Source organism: Pseudomonas sp. WS 5027 (assembly GCF_012985695.1).
GTDB classification, from domain to species: domain Bacteria; phylum Pseudomonadota; class Gammaproteobacteria; order Pseudomonadales; family Pseudomonadaceae; genus Aquipseudomonas; species Aquipseudomonas hygromyciniae.
In genome coordinates this window covers 166,102-179,420 of sequence record NZ_JAAQWU010000010.1, presented here as the reverse complement: position 1 = coordinate 179,420, position 13,319 = coordinate 166,102, and the positions used below count along the sequence as shown (strand labels likewise).

Below are 13,319 nucleotides of genomic sequence, written 5' to 3'. Positions count from 1 at the left end.
AGTGCTGAGGGGTCAGATATTACTCTCGGTAAACTTTTCGTAATACAGCTGAACGCCATCAAGTGCCTGTTCTTGCAGCCAGTTCTTGATGGATTCGACCATTGGAGGGGGGCCGCATACGTACATATCTGCCGATCTATCCCGCAATTCGGCCAGGTCGAAATGCTCGGTCAAATAACCGCGTTTGCCCAACCACTGCGGCGATGGGTCGCTGAGCACTTCGGTGTAGCGAAAACCACGGATGGATTGGGCATACGCCTTGATGCGCTCGGCCTCGCACAAATCCTCGGCACCGCGTACACCGTAATACAGGTGTACCGGTTGCTCGCAGCCACGCTCGGCCAATTCGTCGAGCATCCCCAGCAGCGCCGACAAGCCGGTGCCGCCGGCCACCAGTACCAATGGCTGGGTGACGTGCCTTAGATAAAACGCACCCAGCGGCGCTTCCAGGGTGATTTCATCGCCGACCTGGCAGCGTTCGCGCATGTAGTTGCTCATCACCCCATCCGGCAGCAGGCGGATCAGGAACTGCAAGCGGTTGCCCGGGCGGTTGGCGAAGGAGTAGGAGCGCTGGTGCTGAGTGCCTGGAATCGACAGGCGCGCATATTGGCCCGGTAGAAAGTCCAGGGTCTGTTCCAATTGCACCGACAGGATCGCGGTGCTGGCCGACACCTGTTGCACTTCGCACACCTTGGCACTGATCTGCACGGGGCCCGGCGCATTACACAGACTTGAATCGAAATCGAAGTAAAACGTCGCGTCGGATTGCACCCGGGTTTGGCAACTGAGCATTTTGCGCTGTTGCAGGTCGAGGCTGGAAAGCGCCTCGTCGTCCACATAATCCTGGCTGTAGTCGCCGGATTCGCAGCGACCCTGGCAGGTGCCGCAGACACCTTCGCGGCAATCGAGGGGGATCTTGATCCCGTTGCGCAGCGCCGCGTCCAGCAGGATCTCGTTGGCGCCCACCGGGAAGAACAAGGTCTTGCCGTCGGCAAAACTGAAGGCCACTTTGTGATTCATCCACCGTTCTCCATGGATTGGGTAATACCTGTAGGAGCGAGCTTGCTCGCGAAAAACGTTAACGATGGCGCGGGCATCCTGAATGCACGCGCAGCCCTTGGTTTTTTCGCGAGCAAGCTCGCTCCTACAGTTGAAGGGGGGACGTCAACGTCAGAGGTGGTAGAAGTCCAGCACCGAGTTGATGGTGTCGTTGAGCAGCAGCGCATGCTTGCGCGTGATCAGCCAGCTGTCGCCATGGGGCTTGAGGCTATAGGTGGCGTGGCCATAGAACTGCTCCGACATCGCCAACCGATAAAACAGCGTGTGCCAGTTCAAGCGCACCTCCAGGCAGCCGTCTGCCAGCTCGGTAACCCGCACGTTGTTGATCAGGTGCAAGGTGCGCGGCATCGGCGTCGCGGACGCGGCCTTGCCGGTGCGCAGGCGGAACACCCGGTCTTCCAGGCCCGAACGGTTGGCGTAGTAGATCAACGACATCTCGCGCTTGGGGTCGCGGGTATAGACGTGTTCCGAATCCCACTGCGGCAGATGGAACTCACTCTGCGGGTCAAACAACTGCACATAGGCATCCCAGTCCTGGGCGTCGCACAGCTCGGATTTGCGGTAGAAAAACTGCTCGATCTGGTACTGCAATTGCGCGTTCATCATTTCACCTCGTGCAGTTTCAGGGCTTGTGCGTCGAGACCGTCCAGCAGGAATGTCTGCCAGTTGCGGTGCTGGTTGACGTACAGCCCTTCGTGGGTGAATTCGGTGCCAGTCATCGCAGGTGTGATGCCGATGGCCTCGCTGTTGGGCGTCGACCCGGTTTCCCAGCGGTGGCTGCCCCGGGAGATATCGCTCCAGCGTTCCAGGCGGCCCTGGAAACCACGCTGGGCTTCGCGAAACTCCACCAGGTCATCCGGGGTGCCCATGCCGGACACGTTGAAGAAGTCCTCAAACTGGCGGATGCGGTTTTCGCGGTCGGCGTCGGACTCGTTCTTCACCCCCAGGCACTGGCTGATGATCTCGGTCTTGTTCCACGCCACCGGGCGGATAATGCGCAGTTGCGAGCTGATCTGATCGAGGAAGAACAGGCTCGGGTAGACGTTCAGGTTGCGCAGGCGGTGCATCATCCACTCGGCCTTCTGCTGGCCGTGTTCTGCCACCAGGCGCGGCATGATGGTGGCGTAGCCGGAGCGCACGCTGGGGTTGGGCATGTCGCTGAACAGCACGCTGTGGCCGTTGTTGAAGGCAAACCAGCCGTCATCGGTGTTGGCATCGCCAGCGCCGAGCTTGCTGTAGTCCAGGGTGCTGCCGGAGGCGCTGCCGTTTTCGGTGTTGACCTGCTGGCGATGCTGCACGGTGGCCACGTAGTTATAGTGCACGGTGCTGACGTGATAGCCGTCCAGGCCGTTTTCGTTTTGCAGCTTCCAGTTGCCGTCGTAGGTATAGGCCGACTTGCCCGGCAGCACTTCCAGCTCACCGGTGGCGGACTGCGCGACCATCATGTCGAAGAACACTTTGGCGTCGCCGAGGAAGTCTTGCAGGCTGTCGGTGCCCTGCACGTCGAGGCTGATAAACACAAAGCCCTTGTAGCTTTCGATGCGCGCCTTCTTCAGGCCGCGGGTGGCCTTGTCGAAACCTTCCGGGTATTCCCCCGGCGCCTTGACCTTCACCAGGCGGCCATCGCTCTTGTAGCACCAGGCGTGGAACGGGCAGGTGAAGGTGGACTGGTTACCCTTGCCGACGCGGGTCAGGGTGGTGCCGCGATGCTGGCAGGCGTTGATCAAGGCATTGAGCTGGCCTTCACCGTCGCGGGTGATGATCATAGGCTGGCGCCCGGCGCGCATGGTCACGAAGTCATGGTTGTTGGCCAGTTCGCTTTCGTGGCAGGCGTAGATCCAGTTCTTTTCGAAGATCAGTTCCATCTCCAGGTCGAACAGCTCGGGCTCGGTAAACATGTCCCGGGCGATGCGGAACACGCCCTCGGCCGGACGAAAGTCCAGGCAGCTTTCGATAAATGTTTTCCACTGCTCGACGCTTCTTGCACCACTCATGGGAGGCACCTTTTATTGGGTAGCTAATCGGTGGTTCATTAGAGGCGGGCAGGGGGGCGCCCAGCTATCCGCTTAGTGGGGGAAGATGGGCCGCATAGTTGGGGCGCAAATACCCACATCCGTGCAACGACGCCGGGGAATGCGCTACTGTCAGGCTAGGCAATTGTCGAAAAAGCCGGCTTCTTATCCACATAGTCGACGCTCGTTATCCACCCAGTGGACAAGTGCGCGACGTGGCGCAGAACTTGCCTTGATCCACCGGACGCGCCGCTAGAGCGCGCTGGCCACAACCGCCGTGAGTGCACCCTGATGAGTAGCCATACACGCGATATTCGTATTGAACGTTTCGACCTTGAAGGCGCCCGCAGTTGGATGTCTGGCATCTGCGGGCCCCATCGGCTGGAAACCACCACCCCGGAACGCCTGCGCTTTCACCACAGTGCCAATGTGTTCAAGTCCCGCGCCACCACGCTGGGGGTGATCGAGTACGGCACCGACGTGACCATCGATATCGAAGATGCCGAACACTTCAGCAGCTACAGCCTGAGCCTGCCGCTGGTGGGCGAGCAGGAACTGAGCAAGGGTGGCCAGCGCCTGAGTTCCAACCGCGACCAGGGCGTGATCATTTCGCCCAATGAACACCAGGTGCTGGCGATCTCCGGCGACTGCCGCAAGCTGCAAGTGGTGATTACCCGTGCGGCAATGAGCGAAACCCTGGAGGGTCTGTTGCAGCGACCGATCGATGCGCCGCTGCGCTTTGAATCGGTGATGGATGCGGTGCAAGGCGCACCCGCGGCGTGGTGGCGCATGGCGCGGCACTTCATTGCGGAGCTGGAGCACAGCAGCGAGCTGTATGACCAGGCAGCGTTTACCCGTGACTTGGAAAGCTCGCTGATCAAGGGCCTGATCCTGGCCCAGCCGAACAACTATTCCGAAGAGTTGCGCGACGTGCTGGGGGTCAAGTTGCCCCACTATCTGCTCCGCGCCCGCCAGTATATTCACGCCAACGCCCGCGAAGCCCTGCACCTGGAAGACCTGGAGGCGGCCACCGGCGTATCGCGGTTCAAGCTGTTCGATGCCTTTCGCAAATACTTTGCCCTGTCGCCCATGGCCTACTTGAAGAAGTACCGCCTGAGCGCGGTGCGCCAGGAAATTCTCGAACATGGGGCTACCCGTACCATCTCCGAAATCGCCCTGGGCTGGGGCTTTACCCACCTGGGAAGGTTCTCGGCGGAGTACCGCAAACTGTTCGACGAATCCCCCAGCCAGACCTTGCAACGCAACGATGCCCGACGCATGCGCGGTGCCTGAACACACTGCAAATCAACATGTAGGAGCTGGCTTGCCTGCGATAGCGGTGGGACAGTCAAAGAATCTGGTGACTGATCCACCGCTATCGCAGGCAAGCCAGCTCCTACATTGGGGCAGTGGTGTTTGGGCTGTTTCAGATCAGCTCTTCAACCAATTGCAGACAATGACCCAGCCCCGGCGACTGATCATTAATTCGCCGGCTGAGAATGATCGGCGAAGTCGCCGTGGCCTCGACAATCGGCGTGTAGCCGATATCCGCCCGATGCAGCATCTGCACCGACGCCGGCACCAGCGTCACCCCCATGCCCGCGCCGACCAGGCCGATAGCGGTCTGCAATTCGTTGGTCCATTGCGCCACCTTGATCGCCAGGCCGTGGGTGTCGAACAGGGCGATCACATGGTCGGCATAGCTGGGACGCGGGTTGCCGGGGTAGAGCACCAACGGCTCGGCGGCCAGTTGCGCGAGGGTCACGGGTGCGTCCAGCAGCGGGTGCCCGGCGGGCAGCACCGCCACCAGCCGATCCTCCACCAGCACGCGCTGGACGATGGCTGGGTCATCAATGCGAATCCGCCCGAAGCCCACATCGATGCGCCCGGCCTTGAGCGCTTCGACCTGTTGCAGGGTCGTCATCTCCGCCAGGCCCAACTCCAGCTCCAGCGCGTCATGGCTGCGCAGACGGCGAATCAGCTCCGGCAGTACGCCGTACAGGGTCGAGGGGGCAAAACCGATGCCCAGCCAGGTCTTTTGCCCCAGGCCAATGCGCCGCGTGTTATCGCAGGTCTTGGCCAGTTGCTCCAACAGCACATTGGCGTGTTCATAGAAGTTGCGCCCGGCTTCGGTCAGCCGCAGTGGCCGGCCACGCTCCAGCAGGATCACGCCCAACTCATCTTCCAATTGCTGGATCTGCCGGCTCAACGGCGGCTGGGCAATGTGCAGGCGTTCGGCGGCGCGGGTGAAGTTCAGGGTTTCCCCCAGCACCTGGAAGTAACGCAAGTGGCGCAGTTCCATACGGGTTCCTCTCATACCTTGAGGGTATTGTTCGAGACCAATTCTATATTGGAAGCCAACAACAATGGGCGACAGAATCAGGCCAGACCTATAAAGAACCCAACGGGTATTGCCATGCCGATTTGCGCCATCGAGTCGATCGAGACCATCATCGTCGACCTCCCCACCATCCGCCCGCACAAGCTGGCGATGCACACCATGCAGAACCAGACCCTGGTGATCATCCGCGTGCGTTGCGCCGACGGCATCGAAGGGATTGGCGAGTCCACCACCATCGGTGGCCTGAGCTACGGCAACGAAAGCCCCGACAGCATCAAAATCAATATCGACCAACACTTCGCCCCGCTGCTGATCGGCCAGGACGCCAGCAATATCAACGCGGCGATGTTGCGCCTGGAGCGCAGCATTCGTGGCAATACTTTCGCCAAGTCCGGCATCGAAAGCGCCTTGCTCGATGCTCTCGGCAAACGCCTGGGTTTGCCGGTCAGCGAACTGCTCGGCGGCCGCGTGCGCGATGCCCTGCCGGTGGCCTGGACCCTGGCCAGCGGCAATACGCAAAAGGACATCGACGAGGCCGAGAAGATGCTCGACCTGCGCCGCCACCGCATCTTCAAGTTGAAGATCGGTGCCGGTGAAGTCAGCCAGGACCTGGCCCATGTGATCGCGATCAAAAAGGCCCTGGGCGAGCGCGCCAGCGTGCGGGTCGACGTCAATCAGGCCTGGGACGAAGCCGTGGCCCTGCGCGCCTGCCAGGTGCTGGGTGACAACGGTATCGACCTGATCGAACAGCCGATCTCGCGCAACAACCGTGGCGGCATGGCTCGGCTCAACCTGTCGAGCCCGGCGCCGATCATGGCGGACGAATCCATTGAATGTGTCGAAGATGCCTTCAACCTGGCCTGCGAAGGTGCGGCCTCGGTGTTCGCCCTGAAGATCGCGAAAAACGGCGGCCCGCGTGCGGTGTTGCGCACGGCGGCGATTGCCGAGGCGGCGGGTATCGGCCTGTATGGCGGCACCATGCTCGAAGGAGGGATCGGCACCCTGGCCTCGGCCCATGCGTTTCTCACCCTGAACAAATTGGCGTGGGACACCGAGCTGTTCGGGCCGCTGCTGCTCACCGAGGACATCCTCAGCGAGCCGCTGGTGTATCGCGATTTCCACCTGCATGTCTCGACCGCCCCGGGCCTGGGCCTGGCCATCGATGAGGAACGCCTGGCGTTCTTCCGTCGCGACAAACATTAAGAGGACGCCTGTGATGTTGCTCCACGTAAAAATGACCGTAAACCTGCCTGTGGACATGAACCCCGAGCGCGCAGCGGCCCTCAAGGCCGACGAAAAAGCCCTGGCCCAACGCCTGCAAGCGCAGGGCAAGTGGCGCCACCTGTGGCGTATCGCCGGGTTGTACGCCAACTACAGCGTGTTCGATGTCGACAGCGTGCAGGAACTGCATGACCTGCTGATGCAACTGCCGCTCTATCCCTACATGGCCATCGAAGTGAATGCCCTGTGCCGGCATCCGTCGTCGATCCATGAGGATGATCGCTGAGTCTGTCTAGCCACCTAATAATTACAAGATGAGGATTGCACCATGTCCATTCGACTGTCCCAGACTGCCCACGCCCAGCGCTTCCTCGAAGAAGCCAGCGGCAACCTCAATGATGCCGGCAACCCACGGGCCAAGGCGCTGATCTACCGGATCCTGCGCGATACGGTGAACATCATCGAAGACCTGGAAGTGACCCCGGAAGAGTTCTGGAAGGCGGTCAACTACCTCAACGAATTGGGCAAGAACCAGGAAGCCGGACTGCTCGCCGCCGGCCTGGGCCTGGAGCATTACCTGGACCTGTTGATGGACGCAGCCGACGAGCAAGCCGGCAAGTCTGGCGGCACGCCGCGCACCATCGAAGGGCCGCTGTACGTGGCGGGCGCGCCGCTCTCCAAGTACGAGGCGCGGCTGGATGATGGCCTGGATGCGGCGGTGCCGCTGTTTATGCGCGGGCAAGTGCGCGACGTCGACGGCAAGCCATTGGCCGGGGCGATTGTGGACGTGTGGCAAGCCAATACCGGCGGTACTTACTCCTGGTTCGACCCGTCGCAATCGGAGTTCAACCTGCGTCGCCGGATCGAGACCGATGCCCAGGGCAACTACCGCTTTCGCAGCATCGTGCCGTCCGGCTACGGCTGCCCACCGACCGGCCCGACCCAGCAGTTGCTCGATCAACTGGGCCGTCACGGCCAGCGGCCGGCGCATATCCACTTCTTTATCTCGGCGCCGGGGCATCGGCACCTGACCACGCAGATCAACCTGTCGGATGATCCGTATCTGCACGATGACTTTGCCTATGCCACCCGGGACGAGTTGATTGCCGAAATTCGCTTCAGCGAAGACCCGCAACTGGCGCGGGAATTCGGTGTGGAAGGCAAGTTTGCGCAGATCGATTTTGACTTCGAATTGCAGCCAGCGGTGGCAGCGGTCGAGCAAAAACGCCTGCAGCGCGTACGCGCTCTCGAAGACTGAGCGCGGTAAAAAAATGTGGGAGCGGGCTTGCTCGCGAAAGCGGTGTGTCAGTCGCCAGATGTATTGACTGACACACCGCCTTCGCGAGCAAGCCCGCTCCCACATTGGTTTTGTGGTGGGGCTGGTTATTTGCGTACGACCAGGTCCAGCACCTCATCCCGGTCCTTGATCTTCTGCAGCACGATCTCCGAGCGGATATCCATCACCCCCGCGGTGCGGTTCAGGTGGTTCACGATAAAGTCGGAGAAGTGCTTGAGGTTGCGCGCCTGTACCCGCAACACATAGTTGCTGGCGCCGGTGATCACATAGGCGCTGGCCACTTCCGGCCAGCCTTGGACCTTCTTGATAAAGGTCTCGTGCCAATCCTCCATATCCTGGCGCAATGACAGGTGGACGATGGCTTCCAACTCGATCCCCAACTGCTCGGCATTGAGCACCGCGCGATAACCGCTGATCACCCCTTCACTCTCCAAAAGGCGCAAACGGCGCAGGCAGGCGGACGGCGACAGGGCGACTTTCTCCGCCAGTTCCTGGTTGCTGATACGGCCATCCTGTTGCAGGAAATGCAGGAGGCGCAGGTCGGTGGCGTCAAGAATCATGCTTAGAATTAATCCGCGTATTTGGAGGTTAAATTCGAATTTCCTACAGCTTATTACGCCAGTTGTAGCGCACTTTGCACGAAAATTCTGCAAATCTTCGTTCATTATTTGGTCCATCGTCACCTATAAAAACAGGACTTTCCATGACCACCCGAAACCATTGCCAGACCCTCGATGCCCAGGACCCGCTGGCGCCACTGCGCGATCAATTCGCCCTGCCGGAAGGCGTGATCTACCTTGACGGCAACTCCCTCGGCGCACGTCCGGTGGCGGCATTGGAGCGGGCGCAAGCGGTGATTGCCCAGGAGTGGGGCGATGGTTTGATCCGCAGTTGGAACAGCGCTGGCTGGGCCGATCTGTCCCAGCGCCTGGGCAACCGCTTGGCGCCGCTGATCGGCGCGGGCGAGGCTGAAGTGGTGATAACCGATACCACCTCGATCAACCTGTTCAAGGTGCTCAGCGCAGCGTTGAGCGTGCAGCGCCAACGCCAGCCGCAGCGCAAGGTGATTGTCAGCGAGGCGAGCAACTTCCCCACCGACCTGTACATCGCCGAAGGCTTGGCTGCGCTGCTGCAACAGGGCTATTCCCTGCGCCTGGTGAACAGCCCGGACGAACTGCCAGCGGCCATCGACCAGGACACCGCCGTGGTGATGATCACCCACGTCAACTACAAGACCGGCTACATGCACGACATGCAGGCACTGACCGCCCTGAGCCATGAGTGCGGTGCGCTGGCGATCTGGGACCTGGCGCATTCGGCGGGCGCGGTGCCGATTGACCTGCACCAGGCCGGCGCCGACTACGCCATTGGTTGCACCTACAAATACCTCAACGGCGGCCCCGGTTCCCAGGCGTTTGTGTGGGTCAACCCGGCGCTGGTAGAGCTGGTGACGCAGCCGTTGTCGGGCTGGTTCGGCCATAGCCGCCAGTTCGCCATGGAGTCCAACTACGTCGCAGGCAAGGGCATCACTCGCTACCTGTGCGGCACCCAGCCGATCACCTCGTTGGCGATGGTCGAGTGCGGCCTGGAGATCTTCGCCCAGACCGACATGGCCAGCCTGCGTCGTAAATCCCTGGCGCTGACCGACCTGTTTATCGAGCTGGTGCAAAGCCGCTGCGCCGCCCACGACCTGACACTGATCACCCCGCTCGAGCATGCCAAGCGCGGCAGTCATGTGAGCTTCGAACACCCCGAAGGCTACGCCATCATTCAAGCCCTGATCGCCCGTGGCGTGATCGGTGACTACCGCGAGCCGAAGATCATGCGCTTTGGCTTTACCCCGCTGTACACCAGCTTCACCGAGGTGTGGGATGCAGTAGAAATCCTTGGCGAAATCCTCGATGGCAAAACCTGGGACCAACCACAATTCAAAGTGCGCCACAGCGTCACCTAAGCGCACCACAAAACCCATGTAGGAGCTGGCTCCCACAGCCAGCTCCCACAGGTGCTTGGCCAGCAGTAACAATCACAATAATAAAAGGGGCACGCACGTGACCACGCCAGACAACGGCTTTGCAGCAATCACCAATCGCGAGTTGGGCCTGCGGCGCCAACTCACTTCCGGGCAAATGAGCATGATCGCCATCGGTGGCGCCATTGGCACCGGGCTGTTCATGGGCAGTGCTTACGCCATCGGTTATGCCGGCCCCAGCGTGCTGGTCAGCTACGCCATCGGTGCGTTGATCACCCTGTTGTTGATGGGCTGCCTGGCAGAGATGACGGTGGCCCATTCCACCTCCGGCTCCTTTGGCGCCTACGCCGAGTTCTATATCAGCCCGTTGGCCGGCTTCCTGGTGCGTTATGCATACTGGGCGGCGATTGTGCTGGCGGTGGGCGCCGAGGTCACGGCGGTGGCGATGTACATGAAGTACTGGTTCGCCAACGTGCCGGAATGGGTGTGGATCGTCTCGTTCTCCAGCGTACTGATCGTGCTCAACGCCATCAGCGTCAAGACCTTTGGCAATTTCGAATACTGGTTCTCGACGATCAAGATCAGCGCCATCGTCGGCTTTATCATCCTTGCGGTGTATGTGGTGTTCGGCTCTGGCAACCCGGATTACGGGGTGCAGAACTACACGGCCCACGGCGGGTTTTTCCCCAATGGCCTGAGCGGCATGTGGATCGCGGTGATCGTGTCGATCTTCAGCTACCTGAGCGTGGAGATGATCGCGGTGGCGGCGGGTGAAGCGGCCGACCCGGAGCAGGCGGTGAAAAAAGCCTTCCGTGCCACGATTGTACGGCTGGTGGTGTTCTACCTGCTGACCCTGGCGTTGATGCTGGCCATCGTGCCGTGGAACCAGTCCGGGCAGAGCCAGAGCCCGTTTGTCACGGTGATGCAGACCATCGGCATTCCCGGCGCCACCGGGGTGATGAACTTCGTGATTCTGATTGCCGCATTGTCGGCGATGAACAGTCAGCTCTACATCACCACACGCATGATGTTCAGCCTGTCCCGTGGCGGCTTTGCGCCTAAATCCATGGGTGCCTTGAGTAAAAGCGGCATCCCCCTGAACGCGTTGCTGTTGTCCAGTTCGGGCATCGCCCTGGCGACCTTGTTGAACGTGGTATACCCGGAAAGCTCCTTCACCTTGATGATGGCCATCTCGATGTTCGGCGCGATCTTCACCTGGTTCATGATCTTCCTCACACACCTGTTCTTCCGCCGCTACCGCAAGCGTCACGGCGGGCCGAAGTTATCGTTCCAACTGCGGCTGTTTCCCTACAGCACGTTGCTGGGGCTGGTGCTGATGGGCGCGGTGATGGTGACCACCTACTTCACCGAGGCGTTCAAGATGACCCTGGTGTTTGGCGTGCCGTTCCTGTTGATTCTCTCGGCGGTGTATTACGTGTTCTTCCGCAAGCGCCGCGCAACCCCTGTAGGAGCGAGCTTGCTCGCGAAAAACCCGAGCACGCCACGTTAAACCTGCAAGCCCGCGTTATCGTTGACGACCTTCGCGGGCAAGCCCGCTCCTACCGTGAGTGCGTTCAGCAGGGCAGTGGCATAACCCGGCAACTGCTCAAACGAACGTGCGCATAACAGCAGTGTGCGACAGGCCCAGTCCTCCGTCAGGGGCTGGGCCTGAAATGGCTGCGCGTGGGGCCAGCGCTGCAATGCCGCCAGTGGCACAATCCCCAGCCCGGCACCACGGGCGACCATGCGCATCACCCCATCAAAACCATCGGCACGTACCCGGGTCTGTAAGCGGAAGCCCGCGTGCAGGGCCTGTTCCTCCAGGTACACCGACAATGCACTGTCGGCGGCCAGGCCTACATAGTCGTAGGGCAGGCTGTCGATAAAACTCACTGCGCCGGCGGTGAGCGGGTGACCTGTCGGCAGGATCAACACCAGTGGATCATCGCGAAACGGCCGGGTCTGCAAACCGTGGGTGTCCACCGCGTCGGAAGTAATCCCCAGGTCCGCCGCGCCCTGGCGCAAGGCGTGGGTGATGCGCAGGCTGGGCAGTTCTTGCAGGTCGATATCGAGGTTGGGGTGGGCGCAGAGAAAATCCGCCAGCAACTCCGGCAGGTATTCGCTGAGGGCGGTGGTGTTGCACAGCAGACGCACCTGGCCTTTGACGCCGTTGGCGTACTCCGCCAGGTCTTGTTGCAGGCGCTCGGCCTGCTGCAAGAGCAGGCGCGCGTGCCGGGCCAGGGCGTTGCCGGCGGCGGTCGGGGTCACGCCACGGCGGCCACGCTGCAGGAACGCGATGCCCAATGAGGCCTCCATGGCGCGGATGCGCGCACTGGCGGCGGCCAGGGATAAATGGCTGCGGGCGGCGCCGGCGGTGATGTTGCCGGTGTCGAGGATGTGCAGGTAGAGGCGCAGGTCAATCAGGTCAAAGTGCATGGCTGGAAATCTCGGGTGCCTGGACGGGCCTCATCGCAGGCAAGCCAGCTCCCACATTGGGATTTGTGAACACATTCAAAATGTGGGAGCTGGCTTGCCTGCGATAGCGTTATCAGCCTCACACAAAACAAGAGGCTGCCTCAGTATATGGCGAATTCCCAACCCCTCGCCAAACCCGCACAATTCCCGCCATGACGACCTTCCTAGCGTTCTACCAAAACCTCGGTCCAGCCCTGACACTGCTGGTGATCGGCACCTTCCTGCTGGCCGGCACCGTCAAGGGCGTGATCGGCCTGGGCTTGCCCACCGTCGCCATGGGCCTGCTCGGTCTGGCTATGCTGCCGGCGCAGGCTGCGGCCCTGCTGATCATCCCGTCTACCATTACCAACCTCTGGCAATTGGCCTTCGGTGGGCACTTGGGCGCATTAAGCAAACGCCTGTGGCCCATGCTCCTGCTGATTTTCCTCGGCACCGGGCTCGGCTCACTGTGGCTGGGCATGGACGCTGGCCCATGGGTGGTGCGGGCGCTGGGTGGGGCATTGCTGGTGTATGCGCTGTGCGGGCTGTTCCTGCCGGCGTTCAGCGTACCGGGCAGCGCTGAGCGTTGGCTGGGACCGGTGTGTGGTCTGCTGACGGGGATCATCACCTCGGCCACCGGCGTCTTCGTGATCCCGGCCGTGCCCTACCTGCAAGCACTGGGCTTGAACCGTGACCAACTGGTGCAGGCGCTGGGCCTGTCCTTCACCGTGTCCACCCTGGCCCTGGCAGCCGGGCTGTTGTGGCGCGGCAACCTCGGTGCCGGCGAATTGAATGCCTCGCTGCTGGCGCTAGTGCCGGCTCTGATAGGCATGTGGCTGGGGCAAAAGCTGCGCCAGCGCATCAGCGGTGTGCTGTTCAAACGCGTGTTTTTTATCGGCATGGCGGCCCTGGGCGGGCACCTGCTGATTGGCGGTTAGCGCAACAATCAGATAGTTACTCGTG

13 protein-coding genes are annotated in these 13,319 nt (G+C 61.2%); 7 read left to right on the top strand and 6 right to left on the bottom strand.

Annotation, left to right across the window (positions count from 1 at the left end; all coding sequences use genetic code 11):
* Positions 1–12: 12 nt before the first annotated feature.
* From antC to antA, 3 genes are all read right to left on the bottom strand, one after another.
* Complete coding sequence (gene antC / locus HBO09_RS14600; protein ID WP_169995269.1) at positions 13–1,020, bottom strand: anthranilate 1,2-dioxygenase electron transfer component AntC; 1,008 nt, start codon at positions 1,018–1,020, stop codon at positions 13–15.
* Between the two features lie 150 nt (positions 1,021–1,170).
* Positions 1,171–1,662, bottom strand: coding sequence for an anthranilate 1,2-dioxygenase small subunit (gene antB, locus HBO09_RS14595; RefSeq protein ID WP_029299908.1), 492 nt, complete (start codon positions 1,660–1,662; stop codon positions 1,171–1,173).
* Positions 1,662–3,053: an anthranilate 1,2-dioxygenase large subunit gene (antA, locus tag HBO09_RS14590; RefSeq protein WP_169995266.1), complete on the bottom strand. Its 1,392-nt coding sequence runs from the start codon at positions 3,051–3,053 to the stop codon at positions 1,662–1,664. Before antA ends, antB begins: the two co-directional genes overlap by 1 nt.
* Before the next feature lie 309 nt (positions 3,054–3,362).
* On the opposite strand from antA, the gene HBO09_RS14585 reads away from it, so the two are divergent.
* Positions 3,363–4,364, top strand: coding sequence for a helix-turn-helix domain-containing protein (locus HBO09_RS14585; RefSeq protein WP_169995264.1), 1,002 nt, complete (start codon positions 3,363–3,365; stop codon positions 4,362–4,364).
* 133 nt (positions 4,365–4,497) lie between these two features.
* Here HBO09_RS14585 and HBO09_RS14580 read toward each other — a convergent pair whose 3' ends face one another.
* The gene (locus HBO09_RS14580) at positions 4,498–5,373 is read right to left on the bottom strand and encodes a LysR family transcriptional regulator (protein WP_169995262.1); all 876 of its coding nucleotides are present in this window, start codon (positions 5,371–5,373) and stop codon (positions 4,498–4,500) included.
* 114 nt (positions 5,374–5,487) lie between these two features.
* Between HBO09_RS14580 and HBO09_RS14575 the strand changes: the two genes are divergently transcribed.
* The 3 genes from HBO09_RS14575 to catA are packed head-to-tail and all read left to right on the top strand — an operon-like array spanning position 5,488 to position 7,891.
* Positions 5,488–6,615 carry a muconate cycloisomerase family protein gene (locus HBO09_RS14575; RefSeq protein WP_169995260.1) on the top strand — a complete coding sequence of 376 codons (1,128 nt, stop codon included), beginning with the start codon at positions 5,488–5,490 and terminating at the stop codon, positions 6,613–6,615.
* Between the two features lie 13 nt (positions 6,616–6,628).
* Positions 6,629–6,919, top strand: coding sequence for a muconolactone Delta-isomerase (catC, locus tag HBO09_RS14570; protein WP_169995258.1), 291 nt, complete (start codon positions 6,629–6,631; stop codon positions 6,917–6,919).
* A gap of 42 nt (positions 6,920–6,961) precedes the next feature.
* A complete protein-coding gene (gene catA, locus HBO09_RS14565; protein ID WP_169995256.1) occupies positions 6,962–7,891 on the top strand; it encodes a catechol 1,2-dioxygenase in 930 nt (309 codons plus the stop codon).
* 125 nt (positions 7,892–8,016) lie between these two features.
* On the opposite strand, the gene HBO09_RS14560 is transcribed toward catA, so the two are convergent.
* The gene (locus tag HBO09_RS14560) at positions 8,017–8,490 is read right to left on the bottom strand and encodes an Lrp/AsnC family transcriptional regulator (RefSeq protein ID WP_029299899.1); all 474 of its coding nucleotides are present in this window, start codon (positions 8,488–8,490) and stop codon (positions 8,017–8,019) included.
* 143 nt (positions 8,491–8,633) lie between these two features.
* Here HBO09_RS14560 and kynU point away from each other — a divergent pair, with 143 nt between their 5' ends.
* Both kynU and HBO09_RS14550 read left to right on the top strand, forming a co-directional pair.
* A complete protein-coding gene (kynU, locus tag HBO09_RS14555; protein ID WP_169995254.1) occupies positions 8,634–9,884 on the top strand; it encodes a kynureninase in 1,251 nt (416 codons plus the stop codon).
* A gap of 97 nt (positions 9,885–9,981) precedes the next feature.
* Positions 9,982–11,412, top strand: coding sequence for an amino acid permease (locus HBO09_RS14550; protein WP_169995252.1), 1,431 nt, complete (start codon positions 9,982–9,984; stop codon positions 11,410–11,412).
* Here the strand turns inward: HBO09_RS14550 and HBO09_RS14545 are convergent.
* Positions 11,409–12,338 (bottom strand): LysR substrate-binding domain-containing protein, encoded by a 930-nt coding sequence (locus tag HBO09_RS14545; protein ID WP_169995250.1) that lies wholly within the window; start codon positions 12,336–12,338, stop codon positions 11,409–11,411. The two genes, HBO09_RS14550 and HBO09_RS14545, sit on opposite strands and share 4 nt — an antisense overlap.
* A gap of 191 nt (positions 12,339–12,529) precedes the next feature.
* Between HBO09_RS14545 and HBO09_RS14540 the strand changes: the two genes are divergently transcribed.
* Positions 12,530–13,294 (top strand): sulfite exporter TauE/SafE family protein, encoded by a 765-nt coding sequence (locus tag HBO09_RS14540; protein ID WP_169995248.1) that lies wholly within the window; start codon positions 12,530–12,532, stop codon positions 13,292–13,294.
* The last annotated feature ends 25 nt before the right edge of the window (positions 13,295–13,319 follow it).

Coding starts and splice junctions, on each gene's coding strand:
- antA (WP_169995266.1), bottom strand. CDS start 3,053: ATGAGTGGTGCAAGAAGCGTCGAGCAGTGGAAAACATTTATCGAAAGC.
- antC (WP_169995269.1), bottom strand. CDS start 1,020: ATGAATCACAAAGTGGCCTTCAGTTTTGCCGACGGCAAGACCTTGTTC.
- kynU (WP_169995254.1), top strand. CDS start 8,634: ATGACCACCCGAAACCATTGCCAGACCCTCGATGCCCAGGACCCGCTG.
- catC (WP_169995258.1), top strand. CDS start 6,629: ATGTTGCTCCACGTAAAAATGACCGTAAACCTGCCTGTGGACATGAAC.
- antB (WP_029299908.1), bottom strand. CDS start 1,662: ATGAACGCGCAATTGCAGTACCAGATCGAGCAGTTTTTCTACCGCAAA.
- HBO09_RS14585 (WP_169995264.1), top strand. CDS start 3,363: ATGAGTAGCCATACACGCGATATTCGTATTGAACGTTTCGACCTTGAA.
- HBO09_RS14580 (WP_169995262.1), bottom strand. CDS start 5,373: ATGGAACTGCGCCACTTGCGTTACTTCCAGGTGCTGGGGGAAACCCTG.
- catA (WP_169995256.1), top strand. CDS start 6,962: ATGTCCATTCGACTGTCCCAGACTGCCCACGCCCAGCGCTTCCTCGAA.
- HBO09_RS14575 (WP_169995260.1), top strand. CDS start 5,488: ATGCCGATTTGCGCCATCGAGTCGATCGAGACCATCATCGTCGACCTC.
- HBO09_RS14540 (WP_169995248.1), top strand. CDS start 12,530: ATGACGACCTTCCTAGCGTTCTACCAAAACCTCGGTCCAGCCCTGACA.
- HBO09_RS14560 (WP_029299899.1), bottom strand. CDS start 8,490: ATGATTCTTGACGCCACCGACCTGCGCCTCCTGCATTTCCTGCAACAG.
- HBO09_RS14545 (WP_169995250.1), bottom strand. CDS start 12,338: ATGCACTTTGACCTGATTGACCTGCGCCTCTACCTGCACATCCTCGAC.